This is a genomic window from Streptomyces sp. NPDC051940 (genome assembly GCF_040680895.1).
Classification (GTDB): Bacteria; Actinomycetota; Actinomycetes; order Streptomycetales; family Streptomycetaceae; genus Streptomyces.
The window spans coordinates 1-24390 of the sequence record NZ_JBFAXR010000044.1 but is presented as its reverse complement, the minus strand read 5'-3'; the positions used below and the strand labels follow the sequence as shown (position 1 = coordinate 24390).

At 73.7% G+C, this 24390-nt stretch carries 23 protein-coding genes; 14 read left to right on the top strand and 9 right to left on the bottom strand.

All coding sequences use genetic code 11. The annotated features are described in order from the left end of the window. Positions 1-62 precede the first annotated feature (62 nt). The 3 genes from AB0M28_RS18930 to AB0M28_RS18920 all read right to left on the bottom strand — a co-directional run bounded on the left by AB0M28_RS18930 (position 63) and on the right by AB0M28_RS18920 (position 1979). On the bottom strand, positions 63-803 hold the full coding sequence (locus AB0M28_RS18930; protein WP_365405694.1) for an aminoglycoside phosphotransferase: 741 nt from the start codon (positions 801-803) through the stop codon (positions 63-65). A 269-nt stretch (positions 804-1072) separates the two neighbouring features. Next, the gene (locus AB0M28_RS18925; RefSeq protein ID WP_365405691.1) at positions 1073-1333 is read right to left on the bottom strand and encodes a hypothetical protein; all 261 of its coding nucleotides are present in this window, start codon (positions 1331-1333) and stop codon (positions 1073-1075) included. A 49-nt stretch (positions 1334-1382) separates the two neighbouring features. Continuing rightward, on the bottom strand, positions 1383-1979 hold the full coding sequence (locus AB0M28_RS18920) for a GNAT family N-acetyltransferase (RefSeq protein WP_365405688.1): 597 nt from the start codon (positions 1977-1979) through the stop codon (positions 1383-1385). Positions 1980-2101: 122 nt separating this feature from the next. On the opposite strand from AB0M28_RS18920, the gene AB0M28_RS18915 reads away from it, so the two are divergent. The 9 genes from AB0M28_RS18915 to AB0M28_RS18875 all read left to right on the top strand — a co-directional run bounded on the left by AB0M28_RS18915 (position 2102) and on the right by AB0M28_RS18875 (position 12905). Next, the gene (locus tag AB0M28_RS18915) at positions 2102-2893 is read left to right on the top strand and encodes a TIGR03084 family metal-binding protein (protein ID WP_365405685.1); all 792 of its coding nucleotides are present in this window, start codon (positions 2102-2104) and stop codon (positions 2891-2893) included. Continuing rightward, positions 2890-4566 (top strand): acyclic terpene utilization AtuA family protein, encoded by a 1677-nt coding sequence (locus tag AB0M28_RS18910; RefSeq protein ID WP_365405683.1) that lies wholly within the window; start codon positions 2890-2892, stop codon positions 4564-4566. Before AB0M28_RS18915 ends, AB0M28_RS18910 begins: the two co-directional genes overlap by 4 nt. Further along, positions 4563-6161, top strand: coding sequence for a carboxyl transferase domain-containing protein (locus tag AB0M28_RS18905; protein ID WP_365405680.1), 1599 nt, complete (start codon positions 4563-4565; stop codon positions 6159-6161). Before AB0M28_RS18910 ends, AB0M28_RS18905 begins: the two co-directional genes overlap by 4 nt. Before the next feature lie 23 nt (positions 6162-6184). Continuing rightward, on the top strand, positions 6185-8107 hold the full coding sequence (locus AB0M28_RS18900; protein WP_365405677.1) for a biotin carboxylase N-terminal domain-containing protein: 1923 nt from the start codon (positions 6185-6187) through the stop codon (positions 8105-8107). Beyond that, entirely contained in the window at positions 8104-9267 is a 1164-nt protein-coding gene (locus AB0M28_RS18895) for an acyl-CoA dehydrogenase family protein (protein ID WP_365405674.1), read from the top strand. Before AB0M28_RS18900 ends, AB0M28_RS18895 begins: the two co-directional genes overlap by 4 nt. A gap of 57 nt (positions 9268-9324) precedes the next feature. Then, on the top strand, positions 9325-10917 hold the full coding sequence (locus AB0M28_RS18890; protein ID WP_365405671.1) for a 4-coumarate--CoA ligase family protein: 1593 nt from the start codon (positions 9325-9327) through the stop codon (positions 10915-10917). Then, a complete protein-coding gene (locus AB0M28_RS18885) occupies positions 10914-11675 on the top strand; it encodes an enoyl-CoA hydratase family protein (protein ID WP_365405668.1) in 762 nt (253 codons plus the stop codon). Before AB0M28_RS18890 ends, AB0M28_RS18885 begins: the two co-directional genes overlap by 4 nt. Further along, positions 11663-12265, top strand: coding sequence for a TetR/AcrR family transcriptional regulator (locus tag AB0M28_RS18880; protein WP_365405665.1), 603 nt, complete (start codon positions 11663-11665; stop codon positions 12263-12265). Before AB0M28_RS18885 ends, AB0M28_RS18880 begins: the two co-directional genes overlap by 13 nt. A 61-nt stretch (positions 12266-12326) precedes the next feature. After that, complete coding sequence (locus tag AB0M28_RS18875; protein WP_365405663.1) at positions 12327-12905, top strand: hypothetical protein; 579 nt, start codon at positions 12327-12329, stop codon at positions 12903-12905. A 7-nt stretch (positions 12906-12912) separates the two neighbouring features. Here AB0M28_RS18875 and AB0M28_RS18870 read toward each other — a convergent pair whose 3' ends face one another. Both AB0M28_RS18870 and AB0M28_RS18865 read right to left on the bottom strand, forming a co-directional pair. Further along, positions 12913-13425, bottom strand: coding sequence for an isochorismatase family protein (locus AB0M28_RS18870; RefSeq protein WP_365405660.1), 513 nt, complete (start codon positions 13423-13425; stop codon positions 12913-12915). A 74-nt stretch (positions 13426-13499) separates the two neighbouring features. Then, on the bottom strand, positions 13500-14600 hold the full coding sequence (locus AB0M28_RS18865; protein ID WP_365405657.1) for a citrate synthase 2: 1101 nt from the start codon (positions 14598-14600) through the stop codon (positions 13500-13502). Positions 14601-15004: 404 nt separating this feature from the next. Between AB0M28_RS18865 and pdxH the strand changes: the two genes are divergently transcribed. Further along, entirely contained in the window at positions 15005-15628 is a 624-nt protein-coding gene (gene pdxH, locus AB0M28_RS18860) for a pyridoxamine 5'-phosphate oxidase (RefSeq protein ID WP_365405781.1), read from the top strand. A 357-nt stretch (positions 15629-15985) separates the two neighbouring features. Next, a complete protein-coding gene (locus AB0M28_RS18855) occupies positions 15986-17401 on the top strand; it encodes a PAS domain-containing protein (RefSeq protein ID WP_365405654.1) in 1416 nt (471 codons plus the stop codon). A gap of 15 nt (positions 17402-17416) precedes the next feature. Here the strand turns inward: AB0M28_RS18855 and AB0M28_RS18850 are convergent, their stop codons facing one another. Beyond that, positions 17417-17932 (bottom strand): GNAT family N-acetyltransferase, encoded by a 516-nt coding sequence (locus tag AB0M28_RS18850; RefSeq protein ID WP_365405651.1) that lies wholly within the window; start codon positions 17930-17932, stop codon positions 17417-17419. Positions 17933-17945: 13 nt separating this feature from the next. Continuing rightward, positions 17946-18707 (bottom strand): SIS domain-containing protein, encoded by a 762-nt coding sequence (locus AB0M28_RS18845; protein WP_365405649.1) that lies wholly within the window; start codon positions 18705-18707, stop codon positions 17946-17948. Positions 18708-18988: 281 nt separating this feature from the next. Here AB0M28_RS18845 and AB0M28_RS18840 point away from each other — a divergent pair, with 281 nt between their 5' ends. The 3 genes from AB0M28_RS18840 (at position 18989) to AB0M28_RS18830 (ending at position 21680) form a co-directional block, all read left to right on the top strand. Then, positions 18989-19681, top strand: coding sequence for a metal-dependent transcriptional regulator (locus AB0M28_RS18840; RefSeq protein WP_365405646.1), 693 nt, complete (start codon positions 18989-18991; stop codon positions 19679-19681). 555 nt (positions 19682-20236) lie between these two features. Continuing rightward, entirely contained in the window at positions 20237-21145 is a 909-nt protein-coding gene (locus AB0M28_RS18835) for an alpha/beta hydrolase (RefSeq protein WP_365405778.1), read from the top strand. Positions 21146-21320: 175 nt separating this feature from the next. Further along, entirely contained in the window at positions 21321-21680 is a 360-nt protein-coding gene (locus AB0M28_RS18830; protein WP_365405644.1) for an SH3 domain-containing protein, read from the top strand. 73 nt (positions 21681-21753) lie between these two features. On the opposite strand, the gene AB0M28_RS18825 is transcribed toward AB0M28_RS18830, so the two are convergent. Together AB0M28_RS18825 and AB0M28_RS18820 are read right to left on the bottom strand one after the other, a co-directional pair. After that, entirely contained in the window at positions 21754-23352 is a 1599-nt protein-coding gene (locus AB0M28_RS18825; RefSeq protein WP_365405641.1) for a transporter, read from the bottom strand. Between the two features lie 22 nt (positions 23353-23374). Further along, entirely contained in the window at positions 23375-24160 is a 786-nt protein-coding gene (locus AB0M28_RS18820) for an ABC transporter ATP-binding protein (protein ID WP_365405638.1), read from the bottom strand. Positions 24161-24390: the final 230 nt, after the last annotated feature.

The following is a 24390-nucleotide window of genomic DNA, read 5'->3' as shown; positions in this document are numbered from 1 at the left end:
TCGATCGCCCGGAGATACCGGTCCGCCTCGCCCGACGCGGGCGCCGGCCCCGTGTTGCGGCTCTAGGCGACGAGCCGGAAGATCAGCGCGCGGAACAGCATCTGCCGCCAGTCGGGACGGCCGTCGCCGGCCGTCAGCGGCCCGGCCCCGAGGCCGAACCACAGCAGCCCGTCCGCGATCACGACCGCCTCCGCGAAGAGGGGAGGCCGCCAGTACGGCGAGAGGTCGATGACCGCGGGGGCTTCGCCCGGGGCGAAGAGCACGTTGCCGGTGAGATCGCCGTGGACGAGCTGCGCGTCGTCCTGCCGTACGGGGCGCCGGAGCTCCAGCAGCGCCGCGAACGGGTCGGCGAGCCCCTCGGCGACCGTCACCTCCTGCTCCCCCCAGGCGACGCGGTCGGCCACGGCCCACGGATGGGCGCGGCGGTCGAGGAACGCGGGCCGGGGCGCGCCCCGCACCGCCGCGTGGAAGGCCCGCCCGGCGCCGATCACGTCCGCCCAGCGCCCCCGGGGCCCGGTCTCTCCGGCCAGGAACGCATCCGCGGTCCACCCGTCCACGACGCAGCGCCCGTCGGCGGCCCGCAACGGCCGCGCCACCCGGAACCCGTGGCCGGGTGCGAGCGCCTCGCGCAGCCGGACGCCCCACTCGACCTCGTCCGCGCTCTCCTCGGCGGGCTTGAACACGAACCCTCCGACGCGCACGCTCCGCCCCTGCCCGCCGGGGAGCGGCACGGGGTCGCCTCCGACGCCGAAGGCGTCGAGGACGCGACGGGAGGGGACGACACCGTCCGGCACCTTGATCACGCGACCATCCTCCGTCGCGGAGCCCCCGCCCGCATCTCAATTCCCTTGCAGGTCCTGCCAGTCACCGGGAAGGGCTCTCCGTACGACGTCGAGGTCCGCGGCGTCGCGGGCGAGGGCCCAGAGCCAGGTGCCGGCATCGCACCGGAGCAGGACGGTGTCGGTGGCGTACCAGCGCAGGATCGCGCCGCGGCCGGTCCAGAGCGGACAGCCGGGGAACGGCAGCCGCGCGAAACGGGCGTCCAGGGAGGCGAGGGCGTCGTCCTCCAGGGTCAGTTGGCAGGGCGCAGCAACTGGTCCTGCATGCTGGTGAGGTCGGGCCGGCGGCCCAGCAGCCCGTAACAGGCGGCCATCGCCGCCGGCAGCCGCACCCCCAGCCGCTCCTCGGCGTCCCCGAGTTCCGCCCGCGGGCAGCCGTCGCCCGGGGCGAGCGGGGTGAGCCACTCCCGGGCGAACCAGGTGACGAAGCGCATGGCCGTGGCGGCGTCGGCCACCTCGGCGAGGGCGCCGGGGACGGTCCGGGGCGATGGCATGGGCCGACGGTACGGCCTGCCGTTGACAGGCGCTGCCTTCGTGGCCGGTTCATCCGGGCTGTGCGAGGCGGGAGTCGTCGTTCTCCGCCGGCTTCGGGCGGGCACGCAGGAGGGTGCCGTCCCCGCTGGTGAACGGGATGCCCTGGAACGCGGGGCCGGAGCGTACGGCGACGAAGCCGAGGGCGTGGTGCAGGGCCAGTGAGGCGGGGTTGGCCGAGGAGACGAAGCACCACACCTCGCCGCGCGCGTCGGGTGCGTGCCACCACGCCCACTCCATCCGGCGCCGGGTGAGCAGTCTGCCCAAGCCGCGCCGCCGCCACTGCGGCGCTACCGTGACGCCGGTGAGGTAGTAGCCGGCGGGGGCGCCGTCGTCGGGGTGCGCGGGGAGGTACTCGGCGTTGGCGAAGCCCAGGAGCGAGCCCTCGGCGCGGGCCACGACCACCGTGCCGCGCGGCTCCTGGATCAGGGCGGCGATCTTCCCCTCCCACCGGCCGGCGTCACCGCCGCGCACCTGTGCCTGGAGGGCCCCCAGCGGCGCGGCGTCCTGTGGCACCGCGTCGTGCAACGTCGCCCCCCGGGCGGGTTGGGGGCGGACGGCCGGGCGCGGGTCGAAGGCCGCGAAGGGGGACGCCGGAAGGTCGGGCACCCGGTCACACTACGGCCGCGTCCCTGCCCCCGCACCCGGCTCGTCACAAACAATGCAAGCACGCTTGATTGTTTCTCTCGACCCTGCCACGCTCAGGACCAGCCGACGACCGGGAGCACACCATGGCCGACCCGCACGCCCTGCTCGACGAACTGCGCGCCGAAGGCGACGAGTTGGACGCCCTCGTCGGCCCCCTGGACGCCGCCGCGTGGGCCGCGCCCACCCCCGCCGCGGGCTGGACCATCGCCCACCAGATCGCCCATCTCGCCTGGACCGACGCGCAGTCGCTGACCGCCGCCACCGACCCCGAGGGCTTCGCCGAGGTCGTCGAGGCGGCCGTGGCCCGGTTCGACACGTTCGTCGACGAGGGCGCGGAGGCCGGGGCCCGGGAGGAGCCCGCCGCGCTGCTGGCCCGGTGGCGCGCGGGGCGGCGCGCGCTCGCCGACGCCCTGGCCGCGACGCCGGCCGGCTCCCGGATCCCCTGGTTCGGGCCGCCGATGAGCGCCGCCTCGATGGCGACCGCCCGGCTGATGGAGACCTGGGCCCACGGGCTGGACGTCGCCGACGCGCTCGGCGTGGAGCGCGCGCCCACCGCGCGGCTGCGCCACGTGGCGTGGATCGGCGTACGGGCCCGCGACAACGCGTTCCGCACCCACGGGCTGACGCCGCCCGGGGAGCCGTTCCGCGTCGAACTGACCGCCGCCGACGGCAGCGGCGACGTCTGGGCGTACGGACCCGAGGACGCGCCGCAGCGCGTCACCGGGCCCGCGCTGGACTTCTGCCTGCTGGCCGTACGACGGGTGCACCGGGACGACACCGCGCTGGTGGCCGAGGGCGCCGACGCCGACCGGTGGCTGGAGATCGTGCAGGCGTTCGTCGGCCCGTCCGGCACCGGCCGGGAGCCGCGCGGATGACCGCGGCACCGCTGCGCGTCGGCAACGCCTCCGGGTTCTACGGCGACCGCCTCACCGCGATGCGCGAGATGCTCACCGGCGGCGGACTCGACGTCCTCACCGGCGACTACCTCGCCGAGCTCACCATGCTCATCCTCGGCCGCGACCGCCTGAAGGACCCGCGCCTGGGCTACGCCAGGACCTATCTGCGCCAGCTGGAGGACTGCCTCGGCCTCGCCCACGACCGCGGCGTCAAGCTCGTCGCCAACGCCGGCGGCCTGAACCCGGCCGGCCTCGCGGACGCGGTCCGCGAACTCGCCGACCGCCTAGGCGTCCCCGCCCGCGTCGCCCACGTCGAGGGCGACGACCTCACCGCCCGCTACCCCGGCGTCCTCGCCGCCAACGCGTACCTCGGCGGCGCCGGCATCACCGCCTGCCTGCGCGCGGGCGCCGACGTCGTCGTCACCGGACGGGTCACCGACGCCGCCCTCGTCACCGGTGCCGCCGCCGCGCACTTCGGCTGGGCCCCGGACGACCACGACGCCCTCGCGGGGGCGGTGGTCGCCGGGCACGTGCTGGAGTGCGGCACCCAGGCGACCGGCGGCAACTACGCCTTCTTCACCGAGCACGACGTGACCCGCCCCGGCTTCCCGCTCGCCGAGATCGCCGCCGACGGCTCCAGCGTCATCACCAAGCACCCCGGCACCGGCGGCGCCGTCACCGTCGGCACGGTCACCGCCCAGCTGCTGTACGAGACGGGCCCCGCCCGCTACCTCGGCCCCGACGTCACGGCCAGGCTCGACACCGTACGGCTGACGCAGGACGGACCGGACCGGGTCCGCATCGACGGCGTACGCGGCGAGGCCCCGCCGCCCACGCTGAAGGCGGGCCTGAGCCGGCTGGGCGGCTGGCGCAACGAGACGGTCTTCGTCCTCACCGGCCTCGACATCGACGCCAAGGCCGCCCTGGTCAAGGAGCAACTCGCCCCCGCCCTGGCGCGGGTGAAGGACGTCCGCTGGACCCTCGCCCGTACCGACCACGCCGACGCGCCCGTACAGGAGGAGGCGAGCGCCCTGCTGCGGCTGGCGGTCCGCGATCCCGACGCCGACGCCGTGGGGCGGGTGTTCAGCGGCGCGGGCATCGAGCTGGCGCTGGCCAGCTACCCCGGCTTCCATGTGACCGCCCCGCCGGGAAAGGCGAGCCCGTACGGCGTGTTCGAGGCGGCGTACGTCCCGCAGGCGGACGTCCCGCACCTCGCCGTACTGCCGGACGGCCGCCGTGTCGCCGTACCCCCGCCGGGGGTCTACCGCGATCCGGAGCCCGCCCCCGAGCCCGCGCTGCCCGAGCCGCTGCCGCCGGGCCCGACGCGACGCGCCCCGCTCGGCGCCGTCGCCGGCGCCCGCAGCGGCGACAAGGGCGGCGACGCGAACCTCGGGGTGTGGGCGCGGAACGAGGCGGCGTGGCGGTGGCTGGCCCACGAGCTGACCGTCGGCCGGCTGCGCGAACTCCTCCCGGAGACCGCCGCGCTCACCGTCGTACGACAGGTGCTGCCGAACCTGCGCGCGCTGAACTTCACCGTCGAGGGCCTGCTCGGCGAGGGCGTCGCGTCCCAGGCCCGCTTCGACCCCCAGGCGAAGGCGCTCGGGGAGTGGCTGCGGTGCCGGTACGTGGAGATCCCGGAGGAGCTGCTGTGACCGTCCTGCCCACCGCCCTCGACCCCTCGGGCGCCGAGTACGCCGCGAACCGCGCCGCCATGCTCGCCAAGCTCGACGAGCTCCAGCAAGAGCACGCCAAGGCCCTCGCCGGCGGCGGTGAGAAGTACGTGGCACGGCACCGCAAGCGGGGCAAGCTCCTAGCCCGCGAGCGCATCGAGCTGCTGCTCGACCCCGACACGCCCTTCCTGGAGCTCTCTCCGCTCGCCGCCTGGGGCAGCGACTACCCCGTCGGCGCCTCGATGGTCACCGGCATCGGCACCGTCGAGGGCGTCGAATGCCTCATCACCGCCAACGACCCCACCGTGCGCGGCGGCGCCTCCAACCCGTGGACCCTGAAGAAGGCTTTCCGCGCCCACGAGATCGGCCACGCCAACCGCCTCCCCTCCATCCACCTCGTGGAGTCCGGCGGCGCCGACCTGCCGTCGCAGAAGGAGATCTTCATCCCGGGCGGGGCCCTCTTCAAGCACCTCACCCGGTCCTCCGCCGCCGGCATCCCCACCCTCGCCGTCGTCTTCGGCAACTCCACCGCCGGCGGTGCGTACGTCCCCGGCATGTGCGACCACGTGATCATGGTCAAGGAGCGCGCCAAGGTCTTCCTCGGCGGCCCGCCCCTGGTGAAGATGGCCACCGGCGAGGAGTCCGACGACGAGTCCCTCGGCGGCGCGGAGATGCACGCGCGGACCAGCGGTCTGGCGGACTACTTCGCCGTGGACGAACCGGACGCGATCCGCCAGGCCCGCCAGGTGGTCAGGCGCCTCAACTGGCGGAAGGCGTACGCCGACCCCGGCCCCGCCGAGCCGCCGAAGTACGACGAGGACGAGCTGCTCGGCATCGTCCCCGGCGACCTCAAGATCCCCTTCGACCCCCGCGAGGTCGTCGCGCGGATCGTGGACGGCTCCGACTTCGACGAGTTCAAACCGCTGTACGGCACCAGCCTCGCCACCGGCTGGGCGCGTCTGCACGGCTACCCCGTCGGCATCCTGGCCAACGCCCAGGGCGTGCTCTTCAGCGCGGAGTCCCAGAAGGCCGCCCAGTTCATCCAGCTCGCCAACCAGCGCGACATCCCCCTGCTCTTCCTCCACAACACGACGGGCTACATGGTCGGCAGGGAGTACGAGCAGGGCGGCATCATCAAACACGGCGCGCAGATGATCAACGCGGTCTCCAACTCCACCGTCCCGCACCTGTCGGTCCTGATGGGCGCCTCCTACGGCGCCGGCCACTACGGCATGTGCGGCCGCGCCTACGACCCGCGCTTCCTCTTCGCCTGGCCCAGCGCGAAGTCCGCGGTCATGGGCCCGCAGCAGCTCGCCGGCGTGCTGTCGATCGTCGCCCGCGCCTCCGCGCTGGCCAAGGGACAGCCGTACGACGACGACGCGGACGCCGCGCTGCGGCAGATGGTGGAGCAGCAGATCGAGTCCGAGTCGCTGCCGCTGTTCCTCTCGGGACGGCTGTACGACGACGGCGTCATCGACCCCCGCGACACCCGCACCGTCCTCGGCCTGTGCCTGTCCGCCATCCACAACGCGCCCTACCGGGGTGTGCGTGACGGCTACGGCGTCTTCCGACTCTGACATCCGCAGGAGTGAGCCCCCAGATGATCCGGACCCTGCTGGTCGCCAACCGCGGCGAGATCGCCCGCCGCGTCTTCCGTACCTGCCGCGAGCTCGGCATCGCCACGGTCGCCGTCCACTCCGACGCGGACGCGGGCGCCGCGCACGTACGCGAGGCCGACGCGGCGGTACGGCTCCCGGGCGACGCGCCCGCGGACACGTATCTGCGCGGTGACCTGACCATGAAGGCCGCCCTGGCCGCGGGCGCCGACGCCGTCCACCCCGGTTACGGGTTCCTCTCCGAGAGCGCGGACTTCGCGCGCCAGGTCGCCGGGGCCGGGCTGACGTGGATCGGCCCGCCGCCGGAGGCGATCGAGGCCATGGCCTCCAAGACCCGGGCGAAGGAGGTCCTGGGCATCGCGCCCCTGGACCCGGCCGCGCTGACGCCCGCCGACCTGCCGGTCATCGTCAAGGCCGCGGCGGGCGGCGGCGGCCGCGGCATGCGCGTCGTACGCGAACTCGGCGCTCTGGCCGCCGCGATGGCCGCCGCCTCCGCGGAGGCGGCGAGCGCCTTCGGCGACGGCGAGGTGTTCGTCGAGCCGTACGTCGAGGGCGGCCGGCACGTGGAAGTCCAGGTCCTCGCCGACGCCCACGGCACCGTCTGGACCCTCGGCACCCGCGACTGCTCCCTCCAGCGCCGCCACCAGAAGGTCGTCGAGGAGGCACCCGCTCCGGGCGGCCCCTGGGACGAGCTGTACGAGCAGTCCGCCGCCATCGCCAAGACCATCGGCTACACCGGGGCCGGGACGGTGGAGTTCCTCGTCCCGCGCGAAGGCCCGGCGCAGTTCCTGGAGATGAACACCCGGCTGCAGGTCGAGCATCCGGTCACCGAGCTGGTGTACGGGGTGGACCTGGTCGCCCTGCAGATCCGCGTCGCCGAGGGCGAACGCCTCGCCGGTGCGCCGCCGGAGCCGCGCGGCCACGCCGTCGAGGCCCGGCTGTACGCGGAGGACCCGGCGCGGGACTTCGCCCCGCAGACGGGTGTGCTGCACCGCCTGGACGTCCCCGGCGACGTGCGCCTGGACTCCGGTTACGGCGCCGGCGACACGATCACCCCGTACTACGACGCGATGCTCGCCAAGGCCGTCGCCCACGCCCCCACGCGCGCCGCGGCGGTGCGCAAGCTGGCGCAGGCCCTGCGCCGTGCCCGCGTCCACGGCCCGCGCACCAACCGGGACCTCCTCGTACGCTCCCTGCTGCACCCGGAGTTCGCCGCCGCGGCGATGGACACCGGCTTCTACGACCGGCACCTCGCGGACCTGACCCGCCCCGGCGACACCCACGTACCGGTGGCCGCCCTCGCCGCCGCGCTGGCCGACGGGGCCGCCCGTACCGCGGCCGGTCCGCTGCCCGCCCGGCTCGGTGGCTTCCGCAACGTCCCCTCGCAGCCGCAGTGCAAGGCGTACCGCGCAGGCGACGAGGTGGTGGACGTCCGCTACCGGCTCACCCGCGCGGGCCTGGACGCCGAGGGCCACGACGGCGTGCGGCTGCTGGACGCCACGGCCGGCCGCGTGGTCCTGGAGGCCGACGGCGTCGCCCGCCCCTTCGACGTGGCGGCGTACCCCGACGGCCTGGTGCACGTCGACTCCCCGCTCGGCGCGGTCGCCCTGCGCGCCGAACCCCGCTTCCCGGACCCGTCCGCGCAGACGGCGCCGGGATCGCTGCTGGCGCCGATGCCGGGGACCGTCGTACGGATCGCCGAGGGCGTGGCGCCCGGCGCCCCGGTCACGCGGGGCCAGGCCCTGCTCTGGCTGGAGGCGATGAAGATGGAACACCGGATCGCAGCCCCGGCGTCCGGCACCCTCACCGCCCTGCACGCCCGGATCGGGCAGCAGGTGGAGCCGGGTGCCCTGCTCGCCGTAGTCACCGAGGAAGCCTCTCTCCGTACCGAGGAGCCGCAGCCATGACCCCCGTGATCGAATCCCAGGAGCACCAGGACCTCCGCGCCGCCGTCGCCTCCCTCGGCGCACGCTACGGGCGCGAGTACTTCGTCCGCGTCACCCGTGAGGGCGCGCACACCGACGAGCTGTGGGCCGAGGCCGCCAAGCTCGGCTACCTCGGCGTCAACCTCCCCGAGGAGTACGGCGGCGGGGGCGGCGGCATCGCCGAGCTGGCCATCGTGCTGGAGGAGCTGGGCGCCGCCGGCTGCCCCCTGCTCATGCTCGTCGTCTCGCCCGCCATCTGCGGCACCGTCATCGCCCGCTTCGGCACCGGGGCCCAGAAGCGGCAGTGGCTGCCGGGCCTGGCCGACGGCACGCGCAAGATGGCCTTCGGCATCACCGAACCCGAGGCCGGCTCCAACTCGCACCGCATCACCACGACCGCGCGCAGGGACGGCGACGACTGGCTGCTCTCCGGCCGCAAGGTCTTCATCTCCGGCGTCGACATGGCCGACGCCACCCTCATCGTCGGCCGGACGGAAGACGCCCGCACCGGCAGGCTCAAGCCCTGCCTGTTCATCGTCCCGCGCGACGCGGAGGGCTTCCACCGCTCGCAGATACCCATGGAACTGCACGCCCCGGAGAAGCAGTTCGAGCTCACCCTGGACGACGTACGGCTGCCCGCCGACGCCCTCGTCGGCGACGAGGACGCGGGCCTGCTGCAGCTCTTCGCCGGACTCAACCCCGAGCGCGTCATGACCGCCGCCTTCGCCCTCGGCCTCGGCCGCAACGCCCTCGCGAAGGCGGTGGAGTACGCCCGCACCCGCCAGGTGTGGAAGGGCGGGCCCATCGGCGTACACCAGGCGATCGCCCACCCCCTCGCCCAGGCGCACATCGAGCTGGAGCTGGCGCGGCTGATGACGCAGAAGGCGGCGCACCTGTACGACGTGGGCGACGACGTCGGCGCCGGCGAGGCCGCCAACATGGCCAAGTACGCCGCCGCCGAGGCCGCGGCGAGGGCCGTCGACCAGGCCGTGCACACCCTCGGCGGCAACGGCCTGACGTCCGAGTTCGGGCTCGCCCAGATGCTCACCGCCTCGCGGGTGGCGCGGATCGCGCCGGTCAGCCGGGAAATGATCCTGAACTACGTGTCCCACCAGACCCTGGGGCTGCCCAAGTCGTACTGAAGTCGGCCATGCTTCGGCACACCACCGCACATGGCGCGGCTGAGGAGAGGGAGAACAATGAGGATCTTCCGCAGTGAGTACGACCCCGTGGCCCCCGTCGACCTGCCCATCCACGACGCCGTGCTCGGCCGGGCCGCCGAGTTCGGCGACATCCCGGCGCTGATCGACGGCGTCGCGGGCACCACCGTCAGCTACGCCCAGCTCGACGGCTTCACCCGCCGGATCGCCGCCGCCCTCGCCGAGACCGGGCTGCGCAAGGGCGACGTGCTGGCCCTGCACAGCCCCAACACCATCGCCTACCCGGCCGTCTTCTACGGGGCGACCCGCGCCGGCGCCTCGGTCACCACCGTGCACCCGCTCGCCACCGCCGCCGAGTTCGCCAAGCAGCTGCGGGACTCGGGCGCCCGGTGGATCGTCACCGTCTCGCCGCTGCTGGAGACCGCGCGGACGGCCGCCGAACAGGCCGGGGGCATCGCGGAGATCTTCGTCTGCGACCAGGCTGATCCTTCGACAGGCCACCGCTCGGTGCTGGAGATGCTCGGCTCCACGGCGCCCGAGCCGGTCGTGGAGATCGATCCCGCGCAGGACATCGCCGTCCTGCCGTACTCCTCGGGCACCACCGGCACGCCCAAGGGCGTGATGCTGACCCACCGCAACATCGCCACGAACCTCGTCCAGCTCGACCCGACGATGCCGGCCGATCCGGGCGACCGGATCCTCGCCGTCCTGCCGTTCTTCCACATCTACGGGCTGACCGCCCTGATGAACGGCCCCCTGCGCAAGGGCGCCACGGTGGTCGTCCTGCCGCGCTTCGAGCTGGAGACGTTCCTCGGGGCGCTGGAGAAGTACAGGATCCAGGGCCTGTACGCCGTACCGCCCATCATCCTGGCGCTCGCCAAGCACCCGGCGGTCGACCGGCACGACCTCAGCGCGCTGGAGTTCATCCTGTCCGCCGCCGCCCCGCTGGACGCCGAACTGGCCAAGGCGTGCTCGGCCCGGCTCGGGGTGCCGCCGGTCCTCCAGGCGTACGGGATGACCGAGCTGTCGCCCGGCACCCACAACGTGCCGCGCCACAGCGAGGACTTCCCGGCCGGGGCGGTCGGCAAGCTGCTGCCGTCGACGGAGATGCGCGTCGTCAGCCTGGAGACGGAGGAGGACCTGGGGCCGGACGAGGACGGCGAGCTGTGGTTCCGCGGTCCGCAGGTGATGAAGGGCTACTTCGGCCGGCCCGAGGAGACCGACGCGATGATCGACAAGGAGGGCTGGCTGCACACCGGCGACATCGGCCGGGTCGACGAGAACGGCTGGCTGTTCGTTGTCGACCGGGTCAAGGAGCTCATCAAGTACAAGGGCTACCAGGTCCCGCCCGCCGAGCTGGAGGCCGTCCTGCTCACCGACCCGCGGATCGCGGACGCGGCGGTCATCGGCGTGTACGACGAGGACGGCACCGAGGTGCCGAAGGCGTTCGTGGTCCCGCAGCCGGGCCACCGGCTCACCGCGGACGATGTGGTCCAATACGTGGCCGGACAGGTCGCCCCGTACAAGAAGGTGCGGCGGGTGGAGTTCGTGGACGCGATCCCGCGCGCCATCAGCGGCAAGATTCTGCGGCGCGAACTCCGCGCCCGCGAAAGGAGCGGCAGTAAGTCATGACGTCGGCGAACCTCCTGGTGCGGGTGGGCGACGACCGCGGTGTCGCGGTGGTCACGCTCGATTCGCCCCACAACCGCAACGCGCTGTCGGCGCGGCTGGTGTCGGAGCTGTACGAGGCGCTGGCGGCGGCCGCGGAGGACGACGCCGTACGGGCCGTGCTGCTTACCCACACCGGGGGGACGTTCTGCGCGGGGGCGGACCTGTCGGAGGCCGTCTCCGGTGGCGCGACGGCCGGCCCCTTGGGGCTGGCCGGGCTGCTGCGCACGATCGTCGAGCTGCCGAAGCCGGTGGTCGCGGCGGTGTCCGGGCACGTACGGGCGGGGGGTCTCGGGCTGCTGGCGGCGTGCGACGTCTCGGCCGCGGGGCCGGGCTCGTCCTTCGCGTTCACGGAGGCGCGGCTGGGGCTGGCGCCGGCGGTGATCTCGATGCCGGTGCTGGCGCGGATGGACGCGCGGGCGGCGGCCCGTTACTACCTGACCGGTGAGCGGTTCGACGCGGCGGAGGCCGCCCGTACGGGCCTGGTGACCCTGGCGGGCGATCCGGCGGAGGTCCTCGCGCCCGTGCTGGACGGCATCCGCCGGGCCTCCCCGCAGGGGCTGGCGGAGTCCAAGCGGCTGACGACGGCGGACGTGCTGCGCGCCTTCGACCGCGACACGAAGGACCTGGCGGAGCTGTCCGCCCGCCTCTTCGCCTCGGCGGAGGCCCGGGAGGGCATGACGGCGTTCCTGGAGCGACGGGACCCGGCGTGGGCGCGGTGACGGCCCGTACGGCGAACGCCCCGAAGCAGGACCGCAGCCGCGCGACCCGGCAGCGGCTGCTGGAGGCGGCGGTGGCGTGCCTCGCCGAGTACGGCTGGACGGGCTCCACGGTCACGGTCGTCGCGGAACGGGCGGGCGTCTCGCGCGGCGCGGCCCAGCACCATTTCCCCACCCGGGAGGACCTGTTCACGGCGGCGGTCGAGCACGTCGCCGCGGAACGCTCCGTGGCCCTGCGCGGCGTGGTCGGCGGCTCCACCGTCCACGAGGCGGTACGGGCGATCGTCACCCTCTACACGGGACCGCTCTTCCGCGCCGCCCTCCAGCTCTGGGTGGCCGCGGCGAACGAGGACCAGCTCCGCCCCCGCGTCACGGCCCTGGAGGCCCGGGTGGGGCGCGAGTCCCACCGCATGGCGGTGGAGCTGCTGGGCGCGGACGAGTCCGTCCCGGGCGTCCGCGAGACGATCCAGGGCTTCCTGGACCTGGCCCGGGGCCTGGGCCTGGCGACGCTGCTGTCGGACGACTCGGCGCGGCGGGACCGGGTGGTGGCCCAGTGGGCGCGGCTGCTGGAGGACGTGCTGCGGGCGGGGTGAGGCGCCGGGTTGTCGGTGGCATCCCCTAGCGTTCTGTGCACGCACTCCTGGGGAGGGACCGATGGGCGACTACTTCCAGACGATCGTCGATCTGGACGCGACAGCCGCCGAGGCCGACGCACTCGCGGCGCGGGCCGTGGCGTGGCTGGTTGGCGAGGGCGTCGTGGCGGCCGGGCAGACCGACTGCGTGCTGGGGCAGCCGCTCGGCCACCCGCCCGGACCGCACTGGGCCAAGGCGGTCGAGGAGGAGGACGAGGACAGGAACCCCTCGGACGGGCTCGCCGTCCACACCGGACGGACCGTCTTCCACGGCGGGCAGGGCGACGCTGAGTCGGTGACCTGCCCGCGGTGTGCGGCGGAGACCCTCTTCTACACGGACGAGTGGGAGGAGATCGACGGCGCCCAGGTCCCGTTCACCCAGGCCGTAGACACCTGGCACGCCACAGGCGCGGCCGAGGTGACGTGCCCGGCGTGCGCCCGCCCGGTCCCGCTGGCCGAATGGGAATGGGCGGACGACTACCATGCCTTCGCCTACCTGGGCCTGGAGTTCTGGAACTGGCCGCCACTGCGACCGGAGTTCGTAGAGCAGGTCGCCGGCGTCATCGGCCACCGGATACGCGTGGTGTGGGGCAAGCTGTGATCCGGCCTCAGCCGAGCCGCACGTTCTCCGAAGGAGCCACCGTGCCGAAGCGCGGCAGGCTGTAGCGGACCGCCGCGTCGTGCTCGGCGGCCGTCAGCGCCGCCATCGCGTCCTCGGCGAAGACGAGGTCGTAGCCGTGGTCCGAGGCCGCGCGGGCCGTCGACTCGACGCCGAGGTTCGTCGCGATCCCCGCGAAGACGAGGGTGCGGGCGCCGTGCCGGCGCAGGACGGCGTCCAGGTCCGTGTCGTGGAAGCCGCCGATGGTGTGCTTCACCACGACCGCGTCCGCGAGTTCGGCGACCTCCGCGACCAGGTCCGAACCGGGCGGCTGCGTCGCGACCCCGGGCCGCTCCACCCGGACGGCCACGACCGGCGCTCCCGCGGACTTGAACGCCTTGGCCAGCGCGCACGACGCGGCCACGACGTCCGTGCCCGGCCGCGGGTGCAGGTCGAGGGCGACGATGCGCTCCATCAGGTCGACGAGGACGAGGGCCGAACGGGCGGGATCCAGAGGCGTCATGGACCGCAATGCTAGCCAGCGCGCCGCGGCCCCCGACCCCGCGGGGGGCCGGGGGCCGCGGGCCGCGACGCGCGTCAGTTCGCGATGTCCTCGAAGCCCTCGATGTCGCGCGGCGAGCGCGACCCCGGGCCCACGTACCGCGCCGACGGGCGGACGAGCCGGCCGGTGCGCTTCTGCTCCAGGATGTGCGCCGACCAGCCCGCCGTACGGGCGCAGGTGAACATGGACGTGAACATGTGTGCCGGGACCTGCGCGAAGTCCAGCACGATCGCCGCCCAGAACTCCACGTTCGTCGCCAGCACCCGGTCCGGGCGCCGCGCGTGCAGCTCCTCCAGCGCCGCCTTCTCCAGCGCCTCGGCGACCTCGAAGCGCGGCGCGCCCAGCTCGCGGGCGGTGCGGCGCAGCACACGGGCGCGCGGGTCCTCCGCGCGGTACACGCGGTGCCCGAAGCCCATCAGCCGCTCGCCGCGGTCCAGCGCGCCCTTCACGTACGCCTCGGCGTCCCCCGTGCGCTCGATCTCCTCGATCATCCCGAGCACACGGGAGGGTGCACCACCGTGCAGCGGCCCCGACATGGCTCCCACGGCCCCGCTCAGCGAGGCGGCGACGTCCGCACCGGTGGAGGCGATGACGCGGGCGGTGAAGGTGGAGGCGTTCATGCCGTGCTCGGCGGCGGAGGTCCAGTACGCGTCGACCGCCGCCACGTGCTTCGGGTCCGGCTCGCCCCGCCACCGGATCATGAACCGCTCGACGATCGTCCGCGCCTTGTCGATCTCCTTCTGCGGCACCATCGGCAGCCCCTGCCCGCGCGCCGACTGCGCGACGTACGACAGGGCCATGACGGCCGCCCGCGCCAGATCGTCCCGGGCCTGCGCCTCGTCGATGTCCAGCAGCGGCTTCAGGCCCCACACCGGGGCGAGCATCGCCAGCGCCGACTGGACGTCCACCCGGATGTCGCCGGAGTGCACCGGGATCGGGAACGGCTCGGCCGGCGGCAGACCGGGGTTGAAGGCGCCGTCGACCAGCAGGCCCCAGACGTTCCCGAAGGACACATGGCCCACGAGGTCCTCGATATCGACACCGCGGTAGCGGAGCGCCCCGCCCTCCTTGTCGGGCTCGGCGATCTCCGTCTCGAACGCGACTACTCCCTCGAGTCCGGGTACGAAGTCGGACATCAGGCGGCTCCCCTTGTGATGGTCACGTCTGTATGGCCGGCGGGACCCGGGATTCCGCGGCTTGTGTGCGCTCGCGTTCCCGCCCGCCGTACAACCGGCTCTTGCCCCGTGCGAACAGACATCACCCACGCACGGGCCTGGCAACGATATCCCGGCCATGTCCGGACTTCACAGAGTCACGCCGTCGGATTTTGGTGAGTTGCACACATGCGTGTCGCCGTGACATGAGGCACACTGTCCGGCTTTCCGCACGCAGGGTTACCACGGGCGCCAAGTGGGCAGACTCGCCCATCGCCCTGTGTGGTCAGTGGCGTTCGTACGGCAAGATATGCGGCGTGCGACACCTTGATTCCGGACCCGTCCCCGATCCTGCCGACGCCGGGCCTGCCCACGACCCCGCCTCGATGCGCGAGCAGTACCGAACGGCGGGGCTGCTGGAGGCGGAGCTCGCGGCCGAGCCGGTCGGGCAGTTCGACCGGTGGTTCAAGGAGGCCGTGGACGGCGGGGTGTTCGAACCCAACGCGATGATCGTCTCCACGGCGGACGCGGCCGGCCGGCCCAGCTCGCGGACGGTGCTGCTGAAGCAGTACGACCGGGCGGGCTTCGTGTTCTTCACCAACTACACCTCCCGCAAGGGCCGGGAGCTGGCCGCCAACCCGTACCTCTCGCTCCTCTTCCCCTGGCATCCGATCGCCCGTCAGGTGATCGTCTCCGGCAGGGCGGAGCGCACCCCCCGGCACGAGACGGTCGCCTACTTCCGCGGCCGGCCGCACGGCTCGCAGCTCGGGGCGTGGGCGAGCAGGCAGTCGTCGGTGGTCGCCTCGCGCGAGGAACTGGACCGGCTGTACGCGGAGTTGGACGAGCGCTATCCGGAGGGCGAGCAGGTGCCGGCGCCTCCGGAGTGGGGCGGCTTCCGGGTCGTACCCGAGACCGTGGAGTTCTGGCAGGGCCGGGAGAACCGGCTGCACGACCGGCTGCGGTACGTCCGCGAGGACGACGGGTGGCGGGTGGAGCGGCTCTGCCCGTGACGCGCCGGCACGCAGAAGCCCGCGGACCCTTCCCCGCCTAGGGACGGGGGCGCCGATCGGACGAATCGGCTGGGGCCGCGGGCCGGTGAACTGCTTGGGATTGGGCCGGCTGGACGCATGTCTCGCGTCCCTGTCCGGCGTTGCGCGTACTTCTCGCGACGGCGGACGCTAGCCCGCAGTCACCTCACGCGTCCGGTAATCAAACATTCGCCGAACCACCTCCCTTCTCGTGTGCCCCACACACTAGGCACGGCTCCGGGGGGTCTCAACCGATTAAACATTTGGGCGAACGGGGTGTGGTCCACGTCACCTTCCGTTTGAATGATCGTAGGCAGACGTGTCACGTGGGGGTGACGGATGAGTGCAACGCGCCAACCGAACCGCACCGGTGAACAGCCTTCCCAGCCGTCCCGGCCCGCGCAGCCCGGCGCCGCGCCGTCCGCCGACACCCCTGATCTGCTGTCCGCCCTCCTCAACGGCATGGACGCCGCCCTGTGCGCCTTCGACGCGAACGGCGTCGTCACCCACTGGAACCGCGAGGCGGAGCACCTGCTGGGCTGGACGGCCGCCGAGGCCGTGGGCCGCAGGGGGCTGGACGGCTGGGCGGTGCGCCCCGGGGACGCGGAGGAGGTGCAGGGGCGGCTGCTGGGCGTGATGGCGGCACCGGGCCGGCAGGTGCTCGAGTTCGCGCTGCTGACCAAGGACGGGCGGCGGGTGCTGGTGCGGGTGCAGGCCGCCGCCGTGACGACGCCGGGCGGGCAGCCGGCGGGGGTGTACTGCGCGTTCAGCGAGGTGCACGCGCAGATCGACCTGGAGCGGTCGATCGCGCTGAGCGAGGCGCTGTTCGAGGACGCGGCCTGGGGCGTCGTGCTCGTGGACGTGGACCTGCGGCCGGCCGTCGCCAACGGGCAGGCGGCGCGGGCGCTGCGGATGGGGCGCTCGGCGCTGCTCGGACGGCCCTTCGGCGAGCTGCTGGAGCAGGGCACGGAGGAGCTGGAGTCCGCGCTGCAGCACGTGCTGGCGCAGGGCGCGTCGCCGGCGCCGGCCGATCTGTGGATCGTGGTGCGGGGGGAGGGGGACGCCGGACCGCGGCGGCGGTGCTGGCGCAGCGCGTTCGTACGCCTGGCCTCGCCGCTCGCCGAGCAGGCCGTGCCGCTGGGCGTGGGGTGGCTGTTCCACGACGTCACGGAGGCGAAGACCGCCGAGCAGGAGGCGTCGGTGGCCCGCTTCCGCGACCACCAGCTGCACCGGGCGGCGCGGGCCGCGGCGGAGTGCGTGGACCCGATGGAGGCGGCGACGGTCTACCTCGACTTCGCACTCGCGGGCTTCGCGGACCACGCGCTGATCGACCTCGTGCCGCCGGGTGAGGGCGGCGGCGAGCCGGACACGCCGCAGCGCCGACTGGTCCGCGCCGCGGCGACCCCGGCCGAGGGCCCGGGCCCCTGCCTGCCCACGGGCCCGCACGGCTTCCCCCTGCGCTACCCGGCGGGCCACCCCGCCCCGCAGGCCGTCGACCGCGGCTGCTCGGTACGCGCCAGCTGCTCCGGCGCGGACCCGGCGGTGGCGGAGGGCTGGGCGGTGGCCCGCAAATGGCCCCCGGGCACGACCCACGCCCTGTGCACGGTCCTCCGCAGCCGCGGCCGCACCCTGGGCGTAGCCACCTTCCTCCGCGGCCCCACCCGCCGCCCCTTCACCCGCCGCGACGCGGAGTACGCGGAGGACGTCGCGGTCCGCGTCGCGTCGGCACTGGACCTGGCGGAGCTGCTGGGGTGAGGGCGGGGGCGGCCCTCAGGACGGGCCGCCCGGCCGGCACATACGGATGTTCGGCAGCCGGTCCCGCCACAGGTGCCGCTCGCCGGTGTCCTCGAAGCCGTACCGCCGGTAGAAGCCGACGGCGCGCTCGTTGTAGGCCGTGACCCACAGCCGGACGGGCGCGTCCCCGGCCCAGTCGAGGAAGGCCGCCATCAACTGGTGCCCGATGCCCTGGCCCTGCGCCTGCCGGAGCAGGTACATCGGCCCGAGGGTGGTCTCTTCGTCCCGGCGGCCGCACAGGAAGCCGACGATCGCGTCCCCGCGGCGCACGACGCGGCAGAAGCTGTGAGCGGGGCGCCGGCCGGTGTCCTCGACGAACCGTTCCCACTGGGCGATGCCGTCATCGTCGACCGCGTCACCGCGGTGCTCCCGGATCCACGCCTCGTCGATCCCCGCGGACGGGCGCGGATACGTCTCCAGCCAGGCGGCCAGCAGCGCGTGCGCGAGGGCCGGGGCGTCCTGTCTGCGGGCCGTGTCGATCACGAGGCGCATCGGGCGGCCGCCGCTACCGGACGTAGAAGATGCGGTCGGCGTACTCGGTGAAGACCTGGTCGTTCCACTCCAGGCCGCCGTCGACGTTGCCGCTGCGCAGGACCGGGGGGCGGATGCCGCGGGCGGACAGGGCGCCGGAGGCCTCCGCCGTCACCGCCTGGAGGATCGCGCTGATCACGACCGTCGAGGCGGGGGCGAAGGGGGCCGGGGCGATGTCGGGGAGGTCCAGCTCCGCGTCGCCCAGCGGGATCTTGTTGTCGATCACCAGGTCGCAGTTGTCCTTCAGGAACGTGCCGCTCGCGTGCGCCGGCGCCGTGTGGGCGGCGTAGCGCACGGAGGTGACGCCGATCACCTTCGCGCCCAGGTCGCGGGCGCCGCGCGCCATCTCCACGGGCAGAGTCTGGCGGCCGGAGAGCGAGATGACGATCACCACGTCGCCCGCCCGGATGCCGTTCGTGCGCAGCACCACCGACGCCAGCCCCTCGACCCGCTCCAGCGCGCTGCCCAGCGTCGCCGGCACCACGTCCGCCGCCGCACCCGGCACGGTGAGCAGGTTGACCAGCGCCAGACCGCCGGCCCGGTAGACGAGATCCTGCGCGGGCAGCGCCGAGTGCCCCGCCCCGTACGCCCAGAGCCGGCCGCCGGACTCGACGGCGTCCGCGAGCATCGAGCCGGCCGCCCGGACCGCGCCGGACTCCTCGTCCCTGACCTGCCGCAGCCGCTCGATCGCGGCGTCGAAGTACCGACCGGAGAGATCGTCCACGCTGGAAGTCATGGGCCGCAGTCAACACCATCGCCCGTGACCCCGGTGCCCGGTACGCTGCAAGGCAGGGGCATCGCAGCCCCCTGTCTTGCGCCGCGGCGGCCCCCCACGTCGCCTGGTCGTGCCGTCCGGGCGTATCTCCGCACTCGCTCCGGCGGGCTGTTCGTCGCCTCGTCGCGCTGTCGGGTGCGGCCGGGTGCGCCTCCGCATTCGCTCCGGCGACGACGGATTGTCAGCGGGATGCGCAAGAATTGGGAGGCAGGGCCACCGCACGACATATTCGAGGGGCACGCATGTCCGGATTGATCGACACCACGGAGATGTATCTCCGTACCATCCTCGAGCTCGAGGAAGAGGGCGTCGTCCCCATGCGCGCGAGGATCGCGGAGCGGCTCGACCAGAGTGGTCCGACCGTCAGCCAGACCGTCGCGCGCATGGAGCGGGACGGTCTCGTCCAGGTCGCGGGGGACCGCCATCTGGAGCTGACCGACGAGGGCCGCAGGCTCGCGACACGCGTGATGCGCAAGCACCGGCTGGCCGAGTGCCTGCTGGTCGACGTGATCGGCCTGGAGTGGGAGCAGGTGCACGCCGAGGCCTGCCGCTGGGAGCACGTGATGAGCGAGGCGGTCGAGCGCCGGGTGCTGGAGCTGCTGCGGCACCCGACGGAGTCGCCGTACGGCAACCCGATCCCCGGGCTGGAGGAGCTGGGCGAGAAGTACGCCGCCGACCCGTTCCTGGACGAGGGCATGGTCAGCCTGACCGAGCTCGAACCGGGCACGGACGGCAAGACCGTGGTCGTCCGCCGGATCGGCGAGCCGATCCAGACCGACGCGCAGCTGATGTACACCCTGCGGCGGGCCGGCGTGCAGCCGGGCGCCGTGGTGAGCGTGACGTCCGCCGCCGGCGGGGTACTGGTGGGCAGTGGCGGCGAGGCCGCCGAGCTGGACGCGGAGATCGCCTCGCACGTCTTCGTGGCGAAGCGCTAGGCATCCGCCGCGCCCCGGGGCGGCGCGGGCCCCCGGCCCCCGGGCCCGGCCTCGGCCCCGGGCGAAGCGGTGAAGAGACGAAGAGGTTGGGTCAATCCGTCCGGAATCCCGGCGGAAGGGGCAGCGGGTGGGGCCGAGCCGTGCGACCCTGTTCGCTGACGTCTTCCGGCCCGGGCCGGCCATGTGCGGGCCAAGCCCTCCTCCCGGGCCAGGGAAAGGGGCAGGCAGATGCGGCGTACCGATAACGGGAGCCCCGGCGCCTGGCGTCGCCGGGGCCCCGCCTCCCCTGTGCCGACCCGGAGCCCCGAGCTCCCAGGGTCGTCCCCCACGGCGGCCTCCCCTCGGTCCGCCTCCCGGTTTCATCAATCCCCACGAAGGGTCCGGTGAACCCTGTGGCGTGGTCACTCGAAAGTGGGGTTATGGGCTCCAGGGACGGTTGTTCGAATGAAGTTTCGATAGCCTGAGGCTTGTCCGGATCCCGATCCGCGGATATGCCGGATGCATACGTCCGGCTTGAGGCAGCTTGAGACGAGGAGAATGGGGGTGCCGGCACAGATGGTGCGTCGCATCGATGTCACGGGAGCAGGCGGAGTCCGCCTTGCCGCCTGGGAGTACGGCGATCCGCCCAAGGGCCTGCCGGGGCCCCGCCAGGCCGAGCCCGATCCCGATCCGGGTCCGGGCGGCTCCGCGCGGCCCGGTGTGCTGTTACTGCACGGCCTGATGGGCCGCGCCTCCCATTGGGCCCCCACCGCCCGCTGGCTCGCCGAGCGCTACCGCGCCATCGCCGTCGACCAGCGCGGCCACGGCCGCAGCGACAAACCCGCCGACGGGCCGTACGACCGGGACGCCTTCGTCGCCGATGCCGAGGCCGTCATCGAACAGCTGGACCTGGCGCCCGTCGCCCTCGTCGGCCATTCCATGGGCGCCCTCACCGCCTGGCAGTTGGCCGCCCGCCGCCCCGACCTGGTCAACGCCCTGGTGATCTGCGATATGAAGGCGTCCGCGCTGGGCGCGCAGTCCCAGCGGGAGTGGGAGGCGTGGTTCCGCTCCTGGCCGCTGCCGTTCGCCACCCTCGCCGACGTCCGCAAGTGGTTCGCCGAGGACGATCCCACGCTGGAGCGCCCCCGCGTCGAGCGCGGCGCCTTCTACGCCGAGGTGATGACGGAGCGCTCGGACGGCTGGCGTCCGGTCTTCTCCCGCCGCCAGATGCTGGTCGCCCGCGAGACCTGGGTGCACGACGCGCACTGGGAGGAGCTGGCGCAGGTCCAGTGCCCGACGCTGGTGGTCCGCGGCCTCGACGGCGAACTGGGCCGCGCGGAGGCCATGGAGATGGTCCGCGTCCTCCCCCGCGGCCAGTACGCGGAGATCCCCGACGCCGGCCACCTCGTGCACTACGACTCCCCGGCGGGCTGGCGCCACGCGATCGAACCGTTCCTGAACGAGGTCCTGCACCCGGTGGGCTGAGCGTCCGTCAGCCCTCGGACGCACCGGACGCGACACGCTGCCAGACGTGTGATGCCGGTCTGCCGAACGAGGGAAACAGTCGCTCCTGGCGAGGAAAACAGTGTCCATCGGTCAGATAGTCATACAAACCGGGCGGGGTGAACGATCCCGTCTGCTGGACTGTCAAGGGGCAACTGTGTTCAAACGTAAGAAAGTGCTGGTGGCCGCCTCCGCGAGCGCCATGGTCCTCGGCGGCATGCTCGGTGTGGCGCCGGCGGCCGAGGCCGCGCAGCCGGCGTCCGTGAAGACGTGGGACGACGACTTCCCGCGGGGCGTGGTCATCGCGCAGGGCGGCGTCAACATCCGTTCCGCTCCGAGCCATGTGAACGGGGCGTGGCGCGGCAACATCGGGCGCGGCACGATCATCGACCTCGTCTGCAAGAAGTGCGGCGACGACGTGATGGGCAACGGCATCTGGTACAAGCTGCGCGACGGCGACTACGTCACGGCGCGCTACGTCAAGAACGTGGACTGGGTGCCCTGGTGCGACTGGTGAGCTGACCCGCCGCTCACCGGTCCCCGCGGCGGGCCGCGCCCCATCCAGCGGGGTGCGGCTCCGTCGCGCGCGGTCAGCCCCGGCTGACCGCCGTGAGGATCTCCGGCAGACGGCGCGCCAGCCTCGGCGCCCCGATGCGCACACCCGCGTCGATCAGCGCGTATCCGTAGAGCGCGCCGACCGGGAGGACGAGCCACAGCCAGCCGTGCGGTCCGGCCACGTGCAGCCAGATCGTGAGCGCCAGCAGCGGCGCGCACAGGGCCGCGCCCAGCAGCATGCCGCCGAAGATGCTGAGGCTCGCGACCATGCCCTGGCCGGGGGCCACGTTCTTGAAGCCGTTGTCCGCCGGGATGGAGTACGGCACCAGCACCGACGCCACCGCGCCCGTCCCCACCAGCGCTCCCAGCAGCGCGAAGGAGATGCCGAGCGCCTCCGCGAGCGCCCCCCAGTCGTCGAACAGCGCCGCCGAGCCCAGCACGACGAGCGTGACGTACGGCAGCGCCACCAGCAGCAGCGCCCGCGACCGGCCGCGCAGCTCCGCGTCGGCGTCCGCGCGGCTCGAGAGGGTCTGGGCGACCATCCAGAAGGCCGAGTAGTCCTGGCCGAACTGGTTGTACATCTGCAGGCCCAGCATCCCGGCCGCCCAGCAGGACAGATAGATGTTCCCGTGCCCCTGCGCCGCCGCCACGACGGGGATGAGCAGGCCGACGCCGATCGCCGTCGCCCAGGCGATGCGCGTCTTCGGGTCGCGCCAGGCGTAGCGCAGCGTGCGCTCGGCGACGACGCCCGCGCGGCCCGCGGGCAGGAAGCGGGTGAGGACGGACGCGCGGCGCCGTGCCGTCGCGGGTGCCGCGGCCTGGATCGTGGAGGAGTCCGGCGACGTCATCAGCCGCGTCAGGCCGCGCTCCCACCACCACAGGAGCAGCGCGAGCGCCGCGGCCGTCAGCGCCAGCCCCACTGCCGTACGCCCCCACTGGCCGTCCTGCGCGGCGCGGACCGCGTCCACGGCCGACGCGGGCGGCACCCAGCGCAGCACCCGTGCCACGGGCTCGAGTTCGCCGAGGCCGGCTCCCGGTGCGCTCAGCTTCTGGATGCCGAGGTTGACGGCCTGGATGCCCACCGCCACGACCAGCCCGCTGAGCAGGGCCAGGTCCCGGCCCCTGCGGCTGGTCAGCAGGCGCACGTTGGCGGTGGCCACGGCCCGCGCGAGCGCCAGGCAGACCAGCAGCGCGAGGACGCCCGCGAGCACCGAGACGCCCGTCGCCGCGGCGCCCTCGCCGGCGGCGATCACCGAACCGGCGACGAGCGTCGTCGTGAACAGGGGCCCGATGCCGATCACGGACGTCAGCAGCAGCGCGACGACCAGGGGGCGCGGGCGCAGGGGGAGCATCACCAGGCGCGTCGGGTCGAGGGTCTCGTCGCCGGACGGGAAGAACAGCGGCAGGAACGCCCAGCCCAGCGCGAGCAGCGCGACCAGGCAGACGGCGAGGGCGCCGGCGTGCGCGTTCCCGCGGAGCAGGACGAGGCCGAGGAGCTGGGCGGCGGCGAAGAGGGCCACGAGGGCGGCGCTCAGCACGAACAGCACGAGGCGGCCCGTCGACTGCTTCAGCCCGTTGCGCAGCAGCGCGAGCTTCAGGGACGCGAAGGTCCCGGTCAGGGCGGCCGTCGTCATCGCGGTGTCCCGGTCAGGGCGGTCATCGCGGCGACCCGCCCAGCCAGTCCAGACTCCGGCCGGCGTCGCGGCCGTTCGCGCCCACGAGGGCGAGGAAGGCGTCCTGCAGCGTGGGAGCGGATCCGCGTACGTCGGCCAGCGGGCCGTGGGCGCGGATACGGCCGGCGTTCATCACCGCGACCCAGTCGCAGAGCGACTCCACCAGCTCCATCACATGGCTGGAGAAGACGACGGTGGCGCCGGACGCGGTGTAGCGCTCCAGCACCTGGCGGATCGTCTGTGCGGAGACGGGGTCGACGCCCTCGAAGGGTTCGTCGAGGAAGAGGACCTCGGGGTTGTGCAGGAGCGCTGCCGCGAGGCCGATCTTCTTGCGCATACCGGTGGAGTAGTCGACGACGAGCTTGTGCTGCGCACCGGCCAGGTCGAGTACGTCGAGCAGCTGACCGGCGCGCTTGTCGACCTCGGCGCCGGGCAGTCCGCGCAGGCGTCCCAGGTACGCCAGCAGCTCGCGTCCGCTGAGCCGCTCGAACAGCCTTAGCCCTTCGGGGAGTACGCCGATCCTCGGCTTCACGGCCACCGGGTCCGCCCACACGTCGGCCCCGCCGATCGTCACGGTGCCGGCGTCGGGGCGCAGCAGCCCGGTCACCATGGACAGGGTCGTCGTCTTCCCCGCGCCGTTGGGGCCCACGAGCCCGATGAAGCGCCCGGCGGGCAGGTCGAACTCCACGCCCGCCACGGCGATCTGGTCGCCGTAGCGCTTCCACAGGCCGCGGGCCTGGACGGCGGGGGGCGTGATGTCTTCGGCCATGCCCTCCACGATATGCGGTGTGCGGGGCGGGGCTTGGTGGGCGTCGGCCAGCGCGGGTGGCCTCGCCGGGCGGGCGTCGGCTAGCGCGACCGGGCACGGGCAACTCCCGGGCACCCACCCGATTGCAACCGCTCCCCCCATTCCGTACCCGGCCCGTGGTCGCTGGGGGGCTTCGCCGCGGCGCGGGGACTCGTGGTTGAACAGGATGCCGTTCACCGCGAACAGGTCGT